18 protein-coding genes are annotated in these 17,906 nt (G+C 77.0%); 5 read left to right on the forward strand and 13 right to left on the reverse strand.

Going from position 1 to position 17,906, the window contains the following annotated elements:
* Positions 1-48: 48 nt before the first annotated feature.
* The gene (locus ACI6QG_RS16415; RefSeq protein ID WP_407025665.1) at positions 49-1,632 is read left to right on the forward strand and encodes a peptide chain release factor 3; all 1,584 of its coding nucleotides are present in this window, start codon (positions 49-51) and stop codon (positions 1,630-1,632) included.
* 9 nt (positions 1,633-1,641) lie between these two features.
* Here the strand turns inward: ACI6QG_RS16415 and ACI6QG_RS16420 are convergent, their stop codons facing one another.
* From ACI6QG_RS16420 to ACI6QG_RS16435, 4 genes are read right to left on the reverse strand one after another with little or no spacing between them, the layout of a single operon-like run.
* Positions 1,642-2,607, reverse strand: coding sequence for a tripartite tricarboxylate transporter substrate binding protein (locus tag ACI6QG_RS16420; RefSeq protein ID WP_407025666.1), 966 nt, complete (start codon positions 2,605-2,607; stop codon positions 1,642-1,644).
* A gap of 13 nt (positions 2,608-2,620) precedes the next feature.
* On the reverse strand, positions 2,621-3,595 hold the full coding sequence (locus tag ACI6QG_RS16425; RefSeq protein WP_407025667.1) for an NAD(P)-dependent oxidoreductase: 975 nt from the start codon (positions 3,593-3,595) through the stop codon (positions 2,621-2,623).
* The gene (locus ACI6QG_RS16430; RefSeq protein WP_407025668.1) at positions 3,595-4,269 is read right to left on the reverse strand and encodes an RraA family protein; all 675 of its coding nucleotides are present in this window, start codon (positions 4,267-4,269) and stop codon (positions 3,595-3,597) included. The genes ACI6QG_RS16425 and ACI6QG_RS16430 overlap by 1 nt, the downstream gene beginning before the upstream one ends.
* A 30-nt stretch (positions 4,270-4,299) precedes the next feature.
* A complete protein-coding gene (locus ACI6QG_RS16435; RefSeq protein ID WP_407025669.1) occupies positions 4,300-5,265 on the reverse strand; it encodes a tripartite tricarboxylate transporter substrate binding protein in 966 nt (321 codons plus the stop codon).
* 87 nt (positions 5,266-5,352) lie between these two features.
* Here ACI6QG_RS16435 and ACI6QG_RS16440 point away from each other — a divergent pair, with 87 nt between their 5' ends.
* The 4 genes from ACI6QG_RS16440 to ACI6QG_RS16455 are packed head-to-tail and all read left to right on the forward strand — an operon-like array spanning position 5,353 to position 9,128.
* Positions 5,353-6,321 carry a Bug family tripartite tricarboxylate transporter substrate binding protein gene (locus ACI6QG_RS16440; RefSeq protein WP_407025670.1) on the forward strand — a complete coding sequence of 323 codons (969 nt, stop codon included), beginning with the start codon at positions 5,353-5,355 and terminating at the stop codon, positions 6,319-6,321.
* A complete protein-coding gene (locus ACI6QG_RS16445; RefSeq protein WP_407025671.1) occupies positions 6,321-7,214 on the forward strand; it encodes an SMP-30/gluconolactonase/LRE family protein in 894 nt (297 codons plus the stop codon). Before ACI6QG_RS16440 ends, ACI6QG_RS16445 begins: the two co-directional genes overlap by 1 nt.
* Positions 7,211-7,909, forward strand: coding sequence for an IclR family transcriptional regulator (locus tag ACI6QG_RS16450; protein ID WP_407025672.1), 699 nt, complete (start codon positions 7,211-7,213; stop codon positions 7,907-7,909). The genes ACI6QG_RS16445 and ACI6QG_RS16450 overlap by 4 nt, the downstream gene beginning before the upstream one ends.
* 43 nt (positions 7,910-7,952) lie before the next feature.
* A complete protein-coding gene (locus ACI6QG_RS16455; RefSeq protein WP_407025673.1) occupies positions 7,953-9,128 on the forward strand; it encodes a pyridoxal phosphate-dependent aminotransferase in 1,176 nt (391 codons plus the stop codon).
* A 13-nt stretch (positions 9,129-9,141) separates the two neighbouring features.
* On the opposite strand, the gene ACI6QG_RS16460 is transcribed toward ACI6QG_RS16455, so the two are convergent.
* The 9 genes from ACI6QG_RS16460 to ACI6QG_RS16500 form a co-directional block, all read right to left on the reverse strand.
* Positions 9,142-9,810 (reverse strand): lytic transglycosylase domain-containing protein, encoded by a 669-nt coding sequence (locus tag ACI6QG_RS16460; RefSeq protein WP_407025674.1) that lies wholly within the window; start codon positions 9,808-9,810, stop codon positions 9,142-9,144.
* Positions 9,807-11,216 carry a hypothetical protein gene (locus tag ACI6QG_RS16465; RefSeq protein WP_407025675.1) on the reverse strand — a complete coding sequence of 470 codons (1,410 nt, stop codon included), beginning with the start codon at positions 11,214-11,216 and terminating at the stop codon, positions 9,807-9,809. The genes ACI6QG_RS16460 and ACI6QG_RS16465 overlap by 4 nt, the downstream gene beginning before the upstream one ends.
* Positions 11,216-11,944, reverse strand: coding sequence for a tetratricopeptide repeat protein (locus ACI6QG_RS16470; RefSeq protein WP_407025676.1), 729 nt, complete (start codon positions 11,942-11,944; stop codon positions 11,216-11,218). The genes ACI6QG_RS16465 and ACI6QG_RS16470 overlap by 1 nt, the downstream gene beginning before the upstream one ends.
* On the reverse strand, positions 11,941-13,701 hold the full coding sequence (locus ACI6QG_RS16475; protein ID WP_407025677.1) for a pilus assembly protein TadG-related protein: 1,761 nt from the start codon (positions 13,699-13,701) through the stop codon (positions 11,941-11,943). The genes ACI6QG_RS16470 and ACI6QG_RS16475 overlap by 4 nt, the downstream gene beginning before the upstream one ends.
* Positions 13,698-14,279, reverse strand: a complete 582-nt coding sequence (locus tag ACI6QG_RS16480; protein ID WP_407025678.1) for a TadE/TadG family type IV pilus assembly protein — start codon at positions 14,277-14,279, stop codon at positions 13,698-13,700. Before ACI6QG_RS16480 ends, ACI6QG_RS16475 begins: the two co-directional genes overlap by 4 nt.
* Positions 14,257-14,727, reverse strand: a complete 471-nt coding sequence (locus ACI6QG_RS16485) for a TadE/TadG family type IV pilus assembly protein (RefSeq protein WP_407025679.1) — start codon at positions 14,725-14,727, stop codon at positions 14,257-14,259. Before ACI6QG_RS16485 ends, ACI6QG_RS16480 begins: the two co-directional genes overlap by 23 nt.
* Positions 14,718-15,638 (reverse strand): type II secretion system F family protein, encoded by a 921-nt coding sequence (locus ACI6QG_RS16490; RefSeq protein ID WP_407025680.1) that lies wholly within the window; start codon positions 15,636-15,638, stop codon positions 14,718-14,720. The genes ACI6QG_RS16485 and ACI6QG_RS16490 overlap by 10 nt, the downstream gene beginning before the upstream one ends.
* On the reverse strand, positions 15,635-16,573 hold the full coding sequence (locus ACI6QG_RS16495; protein ID WP_407025681.1) for a type II secretion system F family protein: 939 nt from the start codon (positions 16,571-16,573) through the stop codon (positions 15,635-15,637). The genes ACI6QG_RS16490 and ACI6QG_RS16495 overlap by 4 nt, the downstream gene beginning before the upstream one ends.
* The coding region (locus tag ACI6QG_RS16500) for a TadA family conjugal transfer-associated ATPase (RefSeq protein WP_407025682.1) at positions 16,570-17,906 on the reverse strand (1,337 nt) is incomplete at its 5' end. The genes ACI6QG_RS16500 and ACI6QG_RS16495, both read right to left, overlap by 4 nt.

Below are 17,906 nucleotides of genomic sequence, written 5' to 3' on the forward strand. Positions count from 1 at the left end.
CCGCTTTGACGATTTCATCAAAGCGGATCGTGCTCTAGGAGGCTGGCCATGACCAGCCCCGCCGCCGAGGCCGCCCGCCGCCGCACCTTCGCCATCATCGCCCACCCCGACGCCGGCAAGACCACCCTGACGGAGAAGCTGCTGCTGAAGGGCGGCGCCATCCAGCTCGCCGGGCAGGTGCGCGCCAAGGGCGAGGGCCGGCGCACCCGCTCCGACTGGATGAAGATCGAGCAGGAGCGCGGCATCTCCGTCGCCACCTCCGTGATGACCTTCGAGCGCGGCGGGCTGGTGTTCAACCTGCTGGACACGCCGGGCCACGAGGACTTCTCCGAGGACACCTACCGCACGCTGTCGGCGGTGGACGCCGCGGTGATGGTGCTGGACGCCGCCAAGGGCATCGAGAGCCAGACCCGCAAGCTGTTCGAGGTGTGCCGCCTGCGCGACATCCCCATCGTCACCTTCATCAACAAGATGGACCGCCAGGGGCGCGACCCGCTCGACCTGCTGGACGAGATCGAGAAGACCCTTGCGCTGGACGTCACCCCCGCCGCCTGGCCGATCGGCGGCGGGCGCGAGTTCCGCGGCGTGCTGGACCTGCGCGAGCCCAGCCTGCGCCTGCTGCGCGAGGGCGGGGACGTGCGCATCCCCTTGGACGGGCTGGACGACCCGCGCATCGAGGCCGAGGTGCCGGCCGAGGCCGCCACCCTGCGCGAGCAGGTGGAGCTGGCCCAGGCGGGCTACCCGGAATTCGACCTCGACGCCTTCCGCGAGGGCACGCTGACGCCGGTGTTCTTCGGCTCCGCCCTGCGCGACTTCGGGGTGGAGCACCTGCTGGAAGGGCTGGCCGCCATGGCCCCGCCGCCCGGCGCCCGCGCCGCCGATGCCCGCACCGTCGAGCCCGGCGAGGACAGGCTGACCGGCTTCGTGTTCAAAGTGCAGGCCAACATGGACCCCAACCACCGCGACCGCGTGGCCTTCCTGCGCATCTGCTCCGGCCGGCTGGAGAAGGGGATGCGGCTGGCCCAGGTGCGCACCGGCAAGCAGGTGCCGGTGAACGCCCCGCTGTTCTTCTTCGCCAAGGACCGCCAGGTGGCCGAGGAAGCCTGGCCGGGCGACGTGGTGGGCATCGCCAACCACGGCACGCTGCGCATCGGCGACACGCTGACGGAAGGCGAGCCCATCAACTTCCGCGGCGTGCCGAGCTTCGCGCCCGAGCACCTGCGCCGCCCCCGGCTGGACGACCCCATGCTGGCCAAGAAGCTGAAGAAGGCGCTGGAGGAACTGGCCGACGAGGGCGTGGTGCAGCTGTTCCGCCCGCTGGACGGCTCACCCCCCGTGGTGGGGGTGGTGGGGCTGCTGCAGGTGGACGTGCTGGCCAGCCGCATCAAGGCGGAATACGGCGTCCCCGTGGGCTTCGAGAACGTCCACTGGGACGTGCTGCGCTGGGTGGAGGGCGAGGACCGCGCCGCCATCGAGCGCTTCCGCACCCAGCACCGCGCCGATTGCGCCGAGGACCATGACGGCGCGCTGGTGGCGCTGTTCGCCTCCGACTGGCGCCGCCGCCGGGCGGAGGAGGAGTTCCCCTCGCTGAAGTTCCACGCGGTGCGCGAGCAGCACGCCCTGGCGGGCTGACGCCCCGCCCTACTGCCAGGGCGTGCGCTCCCAGATGGCGCGGTAGCGCGCCAGCTGCGCCGGCAGCAGCGCCTCCCACGCCGCGCCGGGCAGCACCGCCACCGGCAGCTCCAGCTGGCGGGCCTTCTCGGCCCAGCCGGGGGTGGCGAGGGCGCGCAGGATGGCGGATTCCAGGCGGGCGGCGATCTCCTCCGGCACGGCGCGCGGCAGGCCCAGGCCGCGCTCGCTGGTCATCACCACGTCGAAGCCTTCCTCGCGGAAGGTGGGGATGTCGGGCATCGCCTCCCAGCGGCGCTCGCCCATGGCGGCCAGGGCGCGCAGGGGCGGGCTCTCCTGGCCCAGCGTGCCCAGCTCGCCCAGGTTCAGCCCGGCCACGTCGATCTGCCGGCCCAGCAGGGCGTTGCGCACCGGACCCGCCCCGGCGAAGGGCACGTGGATGAACTCGGCGCCCGCGGCCGCCTCCAGCAGGGTAAGCCCCAGGTGGTCGTCGGTGCCCACGCCGGAGGAGGCGACGCTGATGCGCCCGGGCCGGCGGCGCGCATCCTCCACCAGCTCGCGCAGGTTGCGCCACGGCGCCTCGCGGTGGACCACGAAGGCGGAAGGGTCGTCCACCAGCCGCGCCAGCAGGCGGATCTGCGCCACGTCGTAGCGCACGCGCCGCTGCACGCCGAGCGACAGATAGCCCGGCGTGTTGATGGTGCCGATAGTGAAGCCGTCCGGACGCGCCGATTGCAGCGCCACGTAGGCGGTCTCGCCCCCCGCGCCCGGGCGGTTGGAGACGACGAAGTTCGCCCCCGGCAGCTCGGCCTGCAGGAAGGGGGCCAGGGCGCGCACCATCACGTCGGTGCCGCCGCCGGGCGCGAAGCCGACGACGATCTCGATGGGGCGTCCGGCGGGCCAGGCGGGGGCCTGCGCCAGGGCAGGCGCGGCCAGCAGGGCGGCGGGGGCGGCCAGCAGGCGGCGGCGGTGGATCATGGCGTTTCCTCCTTCACGCCGCGGCGCGGAGCACGACGGCGCCGGGCAGCGCCGGCTCCCGCCCCGCCAGCACGGCGACGATGCTTTCCGCCGCGCCGGTGGACATGCCCACCGCGCCGCGCGGCGTGTTGGCGGCGATGTGCGGCGTGGCCAGCACGCGCGGGTGCGTGCGCAGCCGGTGGCCGGGCGGCAGCGGCTCGGTGGCGAAGACGTCCAGCCCGGCGCCGGCCAGGTGGCCGGAATCCAGCGCCGCCAGCAGCGCGTCCTCGTCGGCGACGCCGCCGCGCGCCGTGTGCACCAGCACCGCGCCGGCCGGCAGCAGCGCCAGCTCCCGCGCGCCGAGCAGGCCGCGCGTCGTGGCGTCCAGCGGGCAGTGCAGCGACAGCACCTCCGCCTGGGGCAGCAGGGAGTCCAGCGTCGCCACCCGCTGCGCCGGGCCGTCCAGCGGGCCGGGCGGCAGCAGGGGGTCGTGCGCCAGCACGCGCATGCCGAAGGCGGCGCCCAGGCGCGCCACCCTGGCGCCGATGGCGCCGTGCCCCACCAGCCCCAGGGTCAGCCCCTCGACGTCGCGCGTCATGCGCGAGGTCTTCTCCCACCGGTCGTCCGCCATGCCGCGCGCGATGGCCGGCAGGTCCTTCAGCAGCGCCAGCATCAGCGCCATCGCGTGCTCCGCCACCGAGCGGCTGTTGGCGCCGGCGGCGCGCGTCACCGCCAGGCCGCGCGCGGCGGCGGCGGCGAGGTCGATGCCGTCCACCCCGGCGCCGTGCCGCGCCACCACCCGCAGCTCCGGCAGGGCGGCGTCCATCACCGCGGCGGTGACGAGGCCCTGGCGGTGCAGCAGGGCCACCGGGCGGTGGGCGGCGATGCCGCGCAGCAGCTCCGCCTCGTCGGGATAGGCGGAGGTGCAGGCGACGGCGAGGCCCGCCCCCTCCAGCAGCGCCACCGCCTCCGGCGCCAGGAAGGCGGCGGTGACCAGGACGGTGCGCATCACAGCCCCTCGCAGCCCAGGCGGCGCAGCGTCTCGTCCACCCAGGGGGCGGCGTGGGTGCCGGCGGCGATGGCGGCCATCTGCTTCGCCTCGGCCGCCTGCTTGGCCTCGGTGGCGGCCAGCACCGCCTCCGTCGCGTCGAAGGGCACGCAGAGCAGCCCGTCCTCGTCGCCCACCATCAGGTCGCCGGGCGCGATGACCATGCCGTCCAGCGCGACGGCGACGTTGATCTCGCCCGGGCCGTCCTTGTAGGGGCCGCGATGCGTCACCCCTGCCGCGTAGACCGGGAAGGGCTGCCGGGCGATGGCGCCGCTGTCGCGGATGGCGCCGTGGATGACGATGCCGGCCAGGCCCTTGCGCACCATCTGCGCCAGCATCAGCTCGCCGATGATGGCGTTGGACAGGTCGCCGCCGGCATCCACCACGATGACGTCGCCCGGCTGCGCCAGGGCGATGGCCTTGTGGACCAGCAGGTTGTCGCCCGGCCGCGTCCTCACCGTCAGCGCCGGGCCGGCCATCGCGCCGCCCTGGTGCATCGGCCGCAGCCGCGGCCCGCCGGCGGTGAGGCGCGCCATGCAGTCGCTGATGTTGGCCACCGGCAGGGCGCGGAAGCGCGCCACCGTGTCGGCGGGAACCGCGCGTTCGCGCGGCAGGATGCGGAGGCCGATGGGCATGGAGGCGGAGTCCTTCCTCGAAACGCTGTTCTATTCTTTCCAGGGCCGGCGGGCCCAGAGGGCGCCCAGCAGCGCCTCGCCGCCCAGCGCGGCGTCGCGGTAGGCGGTGCCGACCAGCGGGCGCAGCGGCAGGCCGGCGCGGGCGGCGGCCTCCGTCCAGGCCGGGTCGGCGAGGATGGCGGCGAAGGCGCCCTCCAGCGCCGCCACGGTGGCGGCGGGCAGGCGCGGCGGGCCGAAGATGCCGCGCCCGGCGGAGAAGGCCAGGTCCACCCCGCCCTCGCGGTAGGTGGGCAGACCGGGCGCCGCCGGGTCACGCGCCGCCGCCGCCAGGCCCAGGCCGCGGATGCTGCCCTCGCGCAGCAGGGGCAGCGCCTCGCTCAGGTTGAAGGCGCCCACCTCCAGCTGCCCGCCCAGCAGCGGCACCAGCAGCTGCGAGGTGCCGTTGAAGGGCACGTGGTTCAGCCGCACCCCGGTGCGCTCCTCCAGCAGCAGGGTGGCGATGTGGTCGTCGCCACCGATGCCGGCCGTGCCGTAGGACAGGTCGCCGGGCCGGCGGCGCGCCGCGTCCAGCAAGGCGGGCAGCCCGTCCAGCGGGGAATCGCGCCGCACGAACAGGCCGCAGGGGTCCTCCACCAGCTGGGCCAGGAAGGTCAGTTCCTCCGGCCGCCAGCGCACGGGGCGCTCGATGGGCTGGGACAGGATGGTGGGGGTGGCGCAGGCGCCCAGCACGAAGCCGTCCGGCGCGGCGTTGGCCACCGCCTCCGTGCCCACCTGCCCGCCGGCGCCGGCGCGGTTGGCGACGACCACCCGCGCGCCGGGCAGGCGCGCGGCCAGGAAGGGCGCGACGGTGCGCGCCATGGCGTCCATGCCGCCGCCCGGGGCGAAGGGCACGATGAGCTCGATGGGCCGACCGGCCGGCCAGGCGGCCTGGGCGCGCGCGGGCGCGGCGGCGAGCAGGGCCGGCAGGGCCAGGGCGGCGCGGCGGAACAGGGGCATGGGGTCGGTCCTCCTCGCGGCGCTTGACAGGGCCGGTTCGGCCATCGGTATAACGCAACGCCGTTTCGAAAAACAAGGGGCACGTCCATGCTTTCCCGCCGCACCCTCCTCCCCCTCGCCGCCACGGCGCTCGCCGCACCCGCCCGCGCGCAGGACTGGCCGACCCGCCCCATCCGCCTGGTGGTGGCCTGGGCGCCGGGCGGGGCGGTGGACACCATCGCCCGCCGCCTGGCCCCGAAGCTGGCGGAGGCGCTGGGCCGGCCGGTGGTGGTGGAGAACCGCTCGGGCGCCACCGGCACCATCGGCGCCGCCGAGGTCGCGCGTGCTGCGCCGGACGGCCACACCCTGCTGGCGATGGACAACACCTACGCCATGCTGCCCCTGCTGTTCCGCCAGCTTCCTTTCGACCACGCCGCCGCCTTCCGGCCCGTCACGGTGTCCGCCTTCTCGCCCGTGATGCTGGCGGTGCACCGCGACGCGCCCTGGCGCGACCTGCCGGCGCTGCTGGAAGCGGCCCGGCGCGAGCCGGAGCGGCTGTCCTACGGCACCGGCGGCATCGGCTCCGCCCCGCACTTCGCCACCGCCGCCTTCGCCCAGGCCGCCGGCATCCGCCTGCTGCACGTGCCGTTCCGCGGCGCCGGCGAGGCGGTGACGGCCACCCTGGCCCGGCAGGTGGACCTGGTGATGGTGTCGCTGGGCTCGGCCATCGGGCACGTGCGCGCCGGGCTGCTGCGCCCGCTGGCGATGAGCGGCGCCGCCCGCGCCGCCGCCCTGCCCGATGCGCCGACCTTCCGCGAGGCCGGGCTGCCCGGCTTCGGCGACGGGGTGGTGAACTGGTCCGGCCTGGCCGCCCCCGCCGGCACGCCCGACGCCGTGGTGGCGCGCCTGCACGCCGAGGCGGCGCGCGCCCTGGCGGCGCCCGACATGCGGGAGTTCCTGGACGGCCTTGCCTCCAGCCCCGGGGGCATGCCGCCGGCCGCCTTCGCCGCCCTGCTGCGCGAGGAGCAGGCGCGCTGGGCCGAGGTGGCGCGCACCGCCGGCATCGAGCAGGGCTGATGTTCTACGTCCCGCCGCCGCGCGTCGAGGCCGCCGCCTGGACACGCCTGCCCGACCAATTCCGCGACGCGCGGCCCAGCGAATGGGCGCGCTGGAACCGCGGCGGCCGCGCGGTGGACAGCTTCCTGGAAGGTCCTTGCCTGGACGCCGCCGGCAACCTGTTCGTCACCGACATCCCGTTCGGCCGTGTGTTCCGCGTCTCGCCGCAGGGGGAATGGGCGCTGGTGGCGCGGTATGACGGCTGGCCCAACGGCATGAAGGCGCTGCCGGACGGGCGGCTGCTCATCACCGACTACCGGCGCGGCCTGCTGCGGCTGGACCCCGCGACGGGCGCGGTGGAGACGCTGCTGGAAACCGCGCGCTCCGAGGGCTTCAAGGGGCTGAACGACCTCTGCCTCGGCGCGGACGGCTCGGTGTTCCTGACCGACCAGGGACAGACCGGGCTGCACGACCCGACGGGGCGCGTCTGGCGGCTGTGGCCGGACGGGCGGCTGCAATGCCTCATCGCCACCGTGCCCAGCCCCAACGGCATCGTGGTGGCGCCCGACCTGTCCTTCCTGCTGGTCGCCGCCACCCGCGCCCAGCAGGTGTGGCGCCTGCCGCTGCAGGGCGATGGCGCGGTGACCAAGGCCGGGGTGTTCCTGTGGCTGCCCGGCGGCCCCGGCGGGCCGGACGGACTGGCCTGGGACGGGCGCGGCAACCTGCTGGTGGCGCACACCGGCATCGGCACGGTCTGGCGCGCCTCGCCCCGCGCCGAGCCGACGCTGCGCATCGCCTCCCCCGCCGGGGCCTCCACCACCAACCTCTGCCTCGCGCCCGATGGGGCGGTGCTGGTGACGGAAAGCGAGACCGGCACCATCCTGCGCGCCGCGCTGCCGCCGGAGGATGCATGAAGGACCGCCCCGCCCTGGAGGGCGTCGCCGCCGCCGGGCGTGCCCTGGCCGTGCTCTCGGCCTTCCGCGCCGGCGACCGCGCCCTGGGCCTGGCCGAGCTGGCCCAGCGCACCGGCCTGGTGAAGAGCACCATCATGCGCCTGGCCGTCACGCTGGAGGAGGCGGGCTTCCTGGCCCGCACGGAGGAGGGCGCCTACCGCCTCGGCGCCGAGCTGCCGCGCCTGGGCCGCCTCTACACCGACGCCTTCCGGCTGGAGGAGCAGGTGATGCCGGTGCTGGAGGAGCTGGTGGCCCGCACCGGCGAGACCGCCTCCTTCTGGGTGCGGCAGGGCGAGCAGCGCCTCTGCCTGTTCCGGGTGGACAGCCCGCACCTGCTGCGGCTGCACGTGCGCGCGGGCGACGCGCGGGCGATGGACAGCTCCGGCATCGCGCAGGTGCTGCGCGCCTTCGGCGCCCGGCCGCTGCCGGCCTACGCGGTGGGCATGGAGCTGCCGGTGGTGACCATGGGCGCCACCGACCCGCATGTCGGCGCCATGGCCGCGCCCGCCTTCGGCCCGGGCGACGCGCTCGCCGGGGCGCTGGCCGTCTCCGCCCCCGTGGTGCGCTGGACGGAGGCCGCCCTGGCCGCCGCCCGCCCGGCGCTGCTGGCGGCGGCGGCGGCGCTGACCCGCCGCATCGGTGGCCGCGCGCCCTGAGGGCACCTTCCCCGGCGCGCCCCGCCACGGCATACCCCCGCCCATGGACCTGCCCGACGCCCCCGCCCTGCCCGCCCGCATCCTCGGCGTGGGCGCCAGCCAGATCGGCCTGGTGGCCGACCGCGGCCGCGACGACCCGGACGTGGTGAAGCTGTGGATCGGCGAGGGCGACCTGCCGACGCCGGACTTCATCACCGCCGCCGCCCACCGCGCCATGCTGGAGGGCCACACGCGCTACACCTGGTCGCGCGGAATCCCGGCGCTGCACGCCGCCCTGGCGCGCTACCACCGGCGGCACTGGGGGGTGGAGGTGGCCCCCGGGCGCTTCGCCGTCACCGCCGGCGGCATGAACGCCATCATGCAGGCCATCCAGGCCCTGGTGGACCCGGGCGAGGAGGTGCTGATCCCCTCCCCCGCCTGGCCCAACCTGGGCGAGGCGGTGCGCATCGCCGGCGGGGTGCCGGTGCCGGTGCCCTATCGCCAGGGGGCGGATGGCCGCTTCTCCCTGCCGCTGGAGGACATCCTGGCGGCGGTGACGCCGCACACGCGCGTCATCGTGGTCAACTCGCCGTCCAACCCCACCGGCTGGGTGATGTCCCTGGCCGAGATGGAGGCGCTGCGCGACGCGGCGCGGGAGCGCGGGCTGTGGATCCTGTCGGACGAGGTGTACAATCACTTCACCTACGGCAACGCCATCGCGCCGTCCTTCCTGCAGGTGTGCACGCCGCAGGACCGGCTGGTGGTGGCCTCCACCTTCTCCAAGAACTGGGCGATGACCGGCTGGCGCGCCGGCTGGCTGGTCTATCCCGAGGGGCTGGCGGACAGCTTCGGCAAGCTGGGGCAGTACAGCACCACCTCCATCCCCACCTTCATCCAGCACGCCTGCGTCGCCGCGCTGGACGAGGGCGACGCGGTCATCCGCACCATGGTGTCCCGCTGCGCCGAGAGCCGCGCCATCATGGTCGAGGGGCTGTCCCGCCTGAAGGGCGTGACGGTCTTCCCGCCCGAGGGCGCCTTCTACCTGATGGCGAAGGTGGAGACCGGCGAGCGCAGCCTGGACCTCGCCTTCCGCCTGCTGGAGGAGGCGCGGGTCGGCGTCGCCCCCGGCACCGCCTTCGGACCGGAGGGCGAGGGCTTCCTGCGCATCTGCTTCGCCATCTCGCCCGCGCTGGCGCACGAGGCGGTGCGGCGGCTGGAGGCGGTGCTGGGCCGGCGCTGAGCGCCGCGCCGGCTCAGGGCCGGCCGCGCCCCATGGCCAGCACCGTCATGCGCGGGCCGGCGGCGGGCAGGGCGGCCGGCGTCACCACCACCACGCCCACCGCCCGCGGCAGCGCCGGGGGCGCCATCGGCGCGGCGGCCAGGGCCACCGGCGGCCCGCCCCCCTGCCCCCAGGCGCGCGCCACGCGCTGGGCATAGGCCGCGCCGCGCTCCGGCGTGGCGGAGTGGTAGTGCGCGGCGGCCGCCATCCAGCCGCCATGCCGCTCCTTAAGGGACAGCAGGAAGCGGGCGGCGTAGGCCACGTTCAGCCGAGGGTCCAGCCCGTCCTCCGGGCGGGGGAAGGCGTGCGGGTGGTGCCGCAGGTTGACCTGCAGGCAGCCCACGTCCACCGAGCGCCGGCCGGCGGCCAGGGCGGCGCGCAGCACCGCCTCGGCGGCCTCGCGGCTGGGGGCCAGCATCCCGGCGCCCTCCAGGTTCAGCGCCCAGGGCCAGGGGGTGACGCGGCGCAGGCCGGGCGACCAGCGCCCGCTTTCCACCGCGCCGATGGCCCCCAGCAGGCCGGGCGGCAGCCGCCCCTCCGCTTCCTCCGCGGCGATGGCGGCCTCGCACAGCGTCTCGTCGCCCGCCCGCGCCGGGGCTGGCAGCAGCAGCGCCGCCAGGGCCAGCGCGGCGAGGCGCCTCACGGCCCGAAGCTCCAGGCCACGAAGCCGCCGCCGCGCCAGACCGGACGCGCCGCGGTGGCGAGGGAGGGCGCCACCCCGGCCTCCAGCCCCGCGCGCCACGGCCCCTCGCCGCCCGCCAGCCGCAGCCGCGCCACCGGGCCGGAGCCGCCGTGGCGGTCCCATGCCCAGCCGGCCACCGCCTCCGCCTGCAAGGGGCCCAGGCCGCGCGCCAGCCCGGCCTCCACCGTGTGGATCTCGCGGCGGCGGGCGTCCAGCCAGGGGGCGGCGGTGCCCAGGTTCTCCGCGTCCAGCCGGTAGGCCAGGCGCGGCCGCAGGCCCCAGGGCAGCGCGGCCTCGGGCGGCGCCCAGGCCAGGCCTGCGCGCCACACCGGGCCCTCGGCGGCGGTGCGCCCGCCCGACAGGCCGTAGCGCGCCCAGCCGCCGCCCAGCCGCGCCGAGAGCCCCGCCGGGCCGGCCCAATCCAGCGCCGCCTCCGCGCCGTCGCGCACCGCGTCCCGCCGCAGGCCCAGCGGGGTGTCCCACCAGGGGGCGTTCCAGGCGCCGCCGGCGCGCAGCGTCGCCGGGCCCAGGCGCTGCGCGTGCTCCAGCGCCGCGCCGGCCGCGGCTGGCCCGCCCAGCAGGGTCAGCCGCGTCGCCGCCGCGCCGTTCCAGGTGTGGGACAAGGAGAACTCGCCGCGCGCCGCCATGCGGGCGGGGAAGCCGCCCGCGGCCTCGGCGCCGCGCCCCTCGGCGGCGAAGGCGACGCGCCAGCCCGGCAGCGGCTCGGCGGCGCCCGACAGCAGGGTGCCCCACATGCGCGCGCCCGCCCCGGCGGCCATGAACCCCTCGGCCAGCAGCGCCGTGCCGCCCGCGGGCGGCTGGGTGGGGGCGGCGATGTCGGCGGACAGGGCGCGGCGGTAGTCCAGCGCCAGCGGCGCCATCGCGGCCGGCTCGGCCGGCCCGGGCAGGTGGAGCGGGCGCGGCGCCGGGGGCGGCGGCGGCGGGTCGGCCCGCAGCGCCTCCAGCCGGGCGCGCGCCTCCTGCACCTCGGCGGCGCGCAGCGCGGCGAGGCGCTCGGCCGCCGCCATCCGCTCGCTCAGGGAGGCCGCGGCCACCGGCTCGATCACCAGCGCCGTGCCGCCGGGGCGGGCCTCCAGCCGGGCGGCGGCGGGCCGCGCCAGGCCCAGCCGCGCGCGGTCGCCTTCCAGCACCAGCCCGGCGAGCAGCGGGGAAGCGCCGGCCTGCGCGGCGCGGGCCAGGGCGGCGGCGTCGGCGGCGCCCAGCGGGGCGGCGAAGCGCAGCACCACCTCGCGCCCCGCGGGCTCCACGGCCACGGGCGCGGCGTCCAGCAGGATTTCCGTGCGCAGCGGGTTCGCGCCGGCCCAGGCGGGCCACAGGGCCAGCAGCGCGGCGGCGGCCCGGCGCATCAGGGCCGCAACGTGCGCGCGAAGCCGCCCAGCTCCTCCGCGAGGGCGAGGGCCTCCGCCGGCCCCATCTCGGCGCGCAGCACCCGCACCGCGCGGTCCGTCTGGTCCTGCGCCGCGAAGGCCATGGCCAGGTTGTGCCGCGCGTAGGAGGGGGCCTCGGCGCTCCATTCCGCCGCGGCCAGCACCTCCTGCGCCTCCGGGGCGCGGCCGGAGGCCACCAGCGACACCGCGAGGTTGGAGCGCACGGGCCAGTTGCCCGGCATCACCGCCAGCGCCTGGCGGTAGGCCGCCTGCGCCGCCGCGCGGTCCCCGCCCAGGTCGCGTGCCAGGCCGAGCCCGGCCAGGGCGGCGACGGAGCGCGGCGCGGCCGTGGCCGCCTGGGCGAAGCTGTCCGCCGCCCCGGCCACGTCCTCCTGCGCCAGCTGCAGCCGCCCGATGGCGACGAGGCGCCGCTCCGAGGGGCGCTCGCGCTCCAGCAGGGCGCGGTGGGCGGCCAGGGCTTCGGCGGGGCGGCCGGCGCGCTCCGCCTCGGCGGCGATGCGCTCCAGCAGCGCCGGGTCGCGCGCCGCGCCCGGCTCGGCCTGCAGCACGGCCAGCCGCGCCTCCGCCGCGCCGGCCGGCCCGCCCACGGCGTCGGCCAGCCGCAGCCGCCCTTCCAGGGTCAGCCGGGGCTGGTCCTGCGCGCAGGCGGCGAGCAGGGGAAGGAGCAGGAGCAGCCAGGTCCTCATTGGGTCAGCCTCACATTGGCCAGCGAGCCGCCGATCTGCCGGAAGGCGGCGCGCAGCTGCGTGGGCTGGGAGACGAGGAAGTAGTTGCCCGGCACCGTGGCGCATTGCTGGTAGAGCTGGCGCGTTGCGTCGCTGACGGTGCCGCCGGGCGAGAGCACCACGGTGTAGATCTGGATGCCGAGCCCCTTGAGCTGCGTGCACAGCGCCGCGGTGCGGGCGTTCAGCTCGCTCACCGTGATGCGGTTCTCCAGCCGGCGGCCGTAGCCGGTGTAGTCGCTGTTGTTGCGCACCGGCGCGGCGCCGGGCGCCAGCACCACGCTGTTGACCTGGCTGCTGGCCGGGCAGGGGCGCGGGCGGATGGGCATGGCCGGGCCGGGCGGCGGCTCGGCCGCGGCGGCGGTGGGAAAGGAGGCGGCATCGGTGCCCGTGGTGGTGCAGCTGCCCGGCAGGCCGTGCGCCACGTCGTTCCACGTGTTGTCCCCGTCCGTCATCATCACCACAGCCTTGCGCATCAACCTGGCGTTGTAGTCAAGGGGCAACGCACTCGCGTGGCCGGCGGGGGGCGGGCCGAGCGCCCAGGCCTCCCGCCAGCGCGGCGACAGGGTGAACCAGCCGCCCAGCAGCCCGATGTGCGACATGGTGCCGCCCCGGAAGGAGGGGCGCAGCGCATCGATGGCGGCCAGCACGGCGCTGCGCGAGGCGGTGAGCGGCAGCACCTGGTTCACCGGGCAGCCGACATTGGGCCCCACCTGGTGGTCGCCGCGGTAGAGGCCCCGCCCCTCGGTGATGGCGTGGGCGCCGCCCGCCGCCGTCCAGGCCCGCCGGGCCCAGTCGTTGTCGCCGGCCATCGGCTGGGTGTTGAGCGTGTAGTCGTCCAGGGTGGAGCGGTTGAGGAAGGGACGAAACGGCGCGTCGCGCGGCGGCAGGTCGGTGGTGTCGCCTTCCGGCGGCGCGCCGGGGTAGCCCACGCGCGCCTCCACGCAGCCGCGCCAGGTGGCTGGGGCGAAATCCTGCGCCAGGCTGGCCTGCGCCGCCGGCGTCAGCCAGGAGGCGCGCTGCGGCCCGATGTTGACCGTGGTGGTGAAGGGCACCACCGACACCCACAGGTTGGGGACGCTCTCGCGGTTGCCGAACAGCAGGTTCACCAGGTCCGCCGCGGCGAGGCGCAGCAGGTTCAGGTTGTTGTCGTTGGGCGAGGTGACGGCGGCGGTGGAATCGCGCGGCAGCGGCGTGGTGAACTGGCAGTTGGCGTTGCGCCGGTCGCTCGGCTTGGGGCAGAGCGTGTCCATGGAGCCGGTGACGTCCAGCACCAGCGCCACCTCCAGCCCCATCTCGGCCCGGCGGGCCTCGGCGCTGGCGCGCGCGGTCAGCTCGCGGTAGCCCAGCACGCGGGTCAGCGTGGCAGGGATGGTGGCGGTGGCGCTGACGCGCACCGTGCGCTCATCCACCTGCATCGGCGGCTCGAACACCGCCGCCGAGTTGAGGAAGCCCGGCCGGCGCCCGCCGATGGCCGGCGCGGCGGGCGCCGGGCCGGCGGCGGCGAAATGCGCCCAGAACAGCCCGGCCGCCTGCCCGTCGCGCTCGGCCGGCGGCGCGCCGATGTTGCGCGCGGTGGCGAGCGCCGCGGCGTCCAGCGCGGTGGCGAGGCGCGATTGCAGCGTCCAGGCCCGCGCGCCGTCCACCGCCACGCCGGCCAGGAAGACCAGCGGCACGGCGGCCAGCGCCGCCATGACGGACACGGTGCCGCGCCGCGTCACGGGCAGCCGCCCTGCAGCACCGCGAGCTCCGCCGTGCGCGGCCGCGCCACGGCGTGGGCGCGGATCACCGGCGGCCCGGCGGTGCCGAAGAAGGCGCGGGCGGACAGGATGCGCCAGGGCGCGGTGGCGTTCGCCACCTCCACCACCAGCAGGGATTCGCCCGGGGGCACGGACAGGCCGCCGGGCAGCGCACCGCCGGCGGCGAGCGTGGCGGCCGGGGCGGCGGCGCCGCGGCCGCAGCTCCAGCTCACGACGTTGCGCCCGCCGCTGCCGGCGATGACGGACACCACCATGCGCGCCGCGGTGGCGTCGCCGGGCCGGCTCCAGGCGGCATAGGGGGCGGCGGTGAGGCGCGCCACCTCGAACAGGCTGCCCACGGCGTCGCGCGTCATCGCCTCCGCCCGCGCGCCGGCGTCGGCGGCGGCGGCGGCCGCGCGCTCCAGCCGGTACCAGGCGCGCAGGTGCGCCGTCGCCTCCGCCGCGCCCAGCGCCAGCACCAGCAGGAACGGGAGGATGAGGGCGAACTCCGCCGCCGCGATGCCGCGGCGGTCGCGCTCAAGGGCCCGGGTAAGGTTCATTCTGCACCACCACCTGGGTCCGCAGCGGCAGGATGGGGCGCGGCGCGCCCGCCCGCAGCAGCGGCGTGACGAGGGGACTGTCGTAGGTGACGCGCAGCACGACGAGGTCGTTGGGCCCGCCGAAGCCGGCCCGCCCGCCCTGCCCGGCCGCCATCGCCGCGTGGCCGCCATAGGCGACGGCGGACACCCCCAGCCGCGAGGGGTCCAGCCGCAGCCCCGCCGATTCCAGCACCACCCGCGCCACGTGCTGCTGCGCGGTGGAACCGGCCGGCGGCGCGCTGCCCAGCGTCACCCAGCGCGCGGCGCGGCGCGCGCCATGCTCCACCGCGAAGGCGGTGGCGGCCTGCCACGCCCCCTCGATGACGGTGAGCAGCAAGAACAGGAACAGCGGCAGCACCAGCGCGTGCTCCACCAGCGTGGCGCCCCGGCGGTCCCTCCTCAGCGCCACAGCTTCATCACCTCGATGAGCGCCGGCCCGGCCGCCACGATGACCAGGGTCGGCAGGATGAAGCCGATCATCGGCAGGGTGAGCAGCACCGGCAGGCGCGCCGCGCGCTCCTCGAACCGGGTCAGCTGCTCGCCGCGCAGTTCCGCCGCCAAGGTGCGCAGGGCCTGCACCAGCGGCGTGCCGTAGCGCAGCGACTGCGCGAGGGTGACGGACAGGCGCGCCATCGTCTCCAGCCCGGTGCGCCGCGCCATGTTGGCCAGCGCCTGGTCGCGGTGGGGCAGGATGCGCAGCTCGCTGTCGCACAGGCCGAACTCCGCCGCGACGGCGGGATGCGCGCCGCCGATGTCGGCGGCGACGCGGCCGATGGCGGTCTCCAGCGTCAGCCCCGCCTCGGCGCAGATGACCATCAGGTCCAGCGCGTCCGGCAGGCCGCGCTCCAGCGCGCGCAGGTGGCGGCGGCGCAGGCGGCGCGCCGCCATCTCCGGCAGCAGCAGCCCGGCGGTGGCCGCGCCGGCGGCGGCCAGCAGCGTGCCGCCCGCGCCCAGCCCCAGCAGCGCCGAGGCGCCCAGCGCCAGCGCCGGCAAGCCGGCCAGGCAGGCCAGCTTGGCGCCGGCCAGCAGCGCCAGCGCGCCTTCGCCGTGGAAGCCGGCCCCGGCCAGGGTGGCGCGCATCTCCGCCACCGTGCGGGCCGAGAGCAGGCGGCCGGTCAGCACGCGGCCGCCGGCGCGCAGCGCATCAAGCGCCAGGTCGCGCGGCCGGCGGGGCGGCGGCGCGGGCGCCCCGGCCCGCTGCCGGACCAGCAGCAGCCGCGCGCCCAGCCGGCGCTGCCGGCCCAGGCCATGCAGCAGCAGCGCGCCCAGCACGGCCAGCAGCAACGCCGGCCCGAGCAGGAGGAGCGGCGGCGCGCTCATCGCAGCGCCGAGCGGATGAGGTGGCGCATGCTCAGCAGCCCCAGCGCCATCAGCAGCCCCGCCAGCGCCAGCGCCGTACGCCCTTCCTCCGTGTTGAACAGCACCGCGCCGTACATCGGGTTCAGCAGCAGCAGCGCCGCGCCGGTGACGAAGGGGATGGCGGCCAGGATGGCGGCGCTGGTCCGCGCCTCCGCCGCCAGGGCGTAGCCGCGCTGGCGCAGTGCCAGGCGGCGGCGGATGACCTCCGCCAGGTTCTCCAGCGTGGCGGCCAGGGCGCCGCCGGTGCGCGCCTGCAGCGCCAGCGCGGTGGCGAAGAAGCGGTATTCCGGCAGGCCGTTGCGCATCGCCGTCTCCAGCAGCGCCTGGTCCAGCGGCATGCCGACCAGCAGGCGATCGGACACCGCGCGGAACTCGGCACGCGTCGGCTCGGGGCCTTCCTCGGCCACGTTGCGCAGCGCCACCACCACCGGCAGCCCCACCCGCACCGAGCGCGTCACCTGGCCCAGCGCGTCGGGGAACTGGCGCAGCAGCGCCTCCATCCGCGCGCGTTCCAGCGCGCCGAAGGCGGTGCGCGGCAGCGCCACCGCCAGCACGCCCAGCCCGAGCCAGGACGCGGCCTGGCCCAGCAGCGCCTCCAGCATCGCCGCGCCCAGCCAGGCCCCGCCCCAGGCTGCGGCCAGCACCGCCCACCAGCGCGGGCGGTACTCGGCCCGCCGCTCCGGCCGGATGCCCAGCAGGCGGCCGGCGCGCTCCAGCAGCGGCCGCAGGGCCGGCCCGCCGGCGCGGCGCTGCGGCCGCGGCGCGGCGGCGGGCCGCCACGGGGCCAGCGCCGCCGCGAGGCGCCGCCGCGCGCGTTCCTGCCGCCCCAGCGCCACCAGCCCCCCGGCTGCCCCCACCAGCACGAGGAGGGCGAGCAGCAGCGCCGCCTCCTTCACGCCTCCTCCATGGCGGCCGCCCAGGCGGCCTCCTGCCCGAAATACGCCAGGCGCTCGTGGAAGGCGGGGCGGGCGCGGCTGGCGCGCCAGCGCACCCGCAGCAGGTCGCCCTCCACGCCCTCATGCGTCAGGGCGAAGATGTCGTGCAGGGAAAAGACCTCGCCCTCCAGCCCCGCCAGCTCCGTGACCTGCACCACGCGGCGCACGCCGTCGCGCTGGCGCTCCACCTGCACGACGAGGTCGATGGCCGAGGCGATCTGCGTGCGGATGGCGCGGGTGGGCAGGCCGAAGGCGCCCATCATCACCATGTTCTCCACCCGCACCAGGGCGTCGCGCGCCGTGTTGGCGTGGATGGTGCTCATGGAGCCGTCATGGCCGGTGTTCATCGCCTGCAGCATGTCGAAGGCTTCCGGGCCGCGGCACTCGCCCAGCACGATGCGGTCGGGGCGCATCCGCAGGGCGTTGCGCACCAGGTCGCGCTGCGTCACCTCGCCGCGGCCCTCCAGCGAGGGCGGGCGCGTCTCCAGCCGCACCACATGGGGCTGCTGCAGCTGCAGCTCCGCCGCGTCCTCCACCGTCACGATGCGCTCGCCGGGGTCGATCAGCTGGCTCATGGCGTTCATCATGGTGGTCTTGCCCGAGCCGGTGCCGCCGGAGACCAGCACGTTCAGCCGGCAGCGCGCCGCCACCTGCAGGATGCGCGCCATCGGCCGGCTGAGCGAGCCGAAGCGCACCAGCGCCTCGAAGTCGATGCGGCGGCGGGCGAACTTGCGGATGGACAGGCACGGCCCGTCCAGCGCGATGGGCGGGAAGATGATGTTGACGCGCGAGCCATCGGCCAGCCGCGCATCCACCATCGGGCTGGATTCGTCGATGCGCCGCCCGACGGAGGCCGCGATGCGCTGGGAGATGTTGGCGAGGTGCTGCACGTCGCGGAAGCGCACGCCCGAGGGCACCATGCGCCCGCCCGTCTCCACGAAGACGTGGTCCGGCCCGTTCACCATGATGTCCGTGATGGCGTCGTCGTCCAGCAGCGGCTCCAGCGGGCCCAGGCCCAGCATGTCGTCCACCAGCTCCAGCGCCAGCTGGCGCTGCTCGCGCCCGTTGAGCTGCAGGCGCTGCTCGTTGGCGATCTCCGCCAGCACGCGCTCCACCTCGCCGCCCAGGCGGTCGGCGGCAACGGAGGCGACCAGGGCGGGGTCCAGCCGCGACAGCGCCAGGCCACGCAGCTCCGTCATCGCGGGCGACGCCGCGCGGCGCGGTTCGGCGGCGGGCGGCGGCGGGGCGGCGGGCGGGGGCGTGGGCGCGGGCGTGGCGGCGGGCGGGGCGACCC

The sequence above is a fragment of the Sabulicella flocculans genome, assembly GCF_045449635.1.
GTDB lineage: Bacteria > Pseudomonadota > Alphaproteobacteria > Acetobacterales > Acetobacteraceae > Roseococcus.

Bases quoted from the DNA above. Each gene is read 5' to 3' on its own strand.
- ACI6QG_RS16455 (WP_407025673.1), top strand. From the start codon at position 7,953: ATGGACCTGCCCGACGCCCCCGCCCTGCCCGCCCGCATCCTCGGCGTG.
- ACI6QG_RS16430 (WP_407025668.1), bottom strand. From the start codon at position 4,269: ATGCCCATCGGCCTCCGCATCCTGCCGCGCGAACGCGCGGTTCCCGCC.
- ACI6QG_RS16445 (WP_407025671.1), top strand. From the start codon at position 6,321: ATGTTCTACGTCCCGCCGCCGCGCGTCGAGGCCGCCGCCTGGACACGC.
- ACI6QG_RS16480 (WP_407025678.1), bottom strand. From the start codon at position 14,279: ATGAACCTTACCCGGGCCCTTGAGCGCGACCGCCGCGGCATCGCGGCG.
- ACI6QG_RS16420 (WP_407025666.1), bottom strand. From the start codon at position 2,607: ATGATCCACCGCCGCCGCCTGCTGGCCGCCCCCGCCGCCCTGCTGGCC.
- ACI6QG_RS16440 (WP_407025670.1), top strand. From the start codon at position 5,353: ATGCTTTCCCGCCGCACCCTCCTCCCCCTCGCCGCCACGGCGCTCGCC.
- ACI6QG_RS16450 (WP_407025672.1), top strand. From the start codon at position 7,211: ATGAAGGACCGCCCCGCCCTGGAGGGCGTCGCCGCCGCCGGGCGTGCC.
- ACI6QG_RS16415 (WP_407025665.1), top strand. From the start codon at position 49: ATGACCAGCCCCGCCGCCGAGGCCGCCCGCCGCCGCACCTTCGCCATC.
- ACI6QG_RS16435 (WP_407025669.1), bottom strand. From the start codon at position 5,265: ATGCCCCTGTTCCGCCGCGCCGCCCTGGCCCTGCCGGCCCTGCTCGCC.
- ACI6QG_RS16425 (WP_407025667.1), bottom strand. From the start codon at position 3,595: ATGCGCACCGTCCTGGTCACCGCCGCCTTCCTGGCGCCGGAGGCGGTG.
- ACI6QG_RS16470 (WP_407025676.1), bottom strand. From the start codon at position 11,944: ATGAGGACCTGGCTGCTCCTGCTCCTTCCCCTGCTCGCCGCCTGCGCG.
- ACI6QG_RS16490 (WP_407025680.1), bottom strand. From the start codon at position 15,638: ATGAGCGCGCCGCCGCTCCTCCTGCTCGGGCCGGCGTTGCTGCTGGCC.
- ACI6QG_RS16465 (WP_407025675.1), bottom strand. From the start codon at position 11,216: ATGCGCCGGGCCGCCGCCGCGCTGCTGGCCCTGTGGCCCGCCTGGGCC.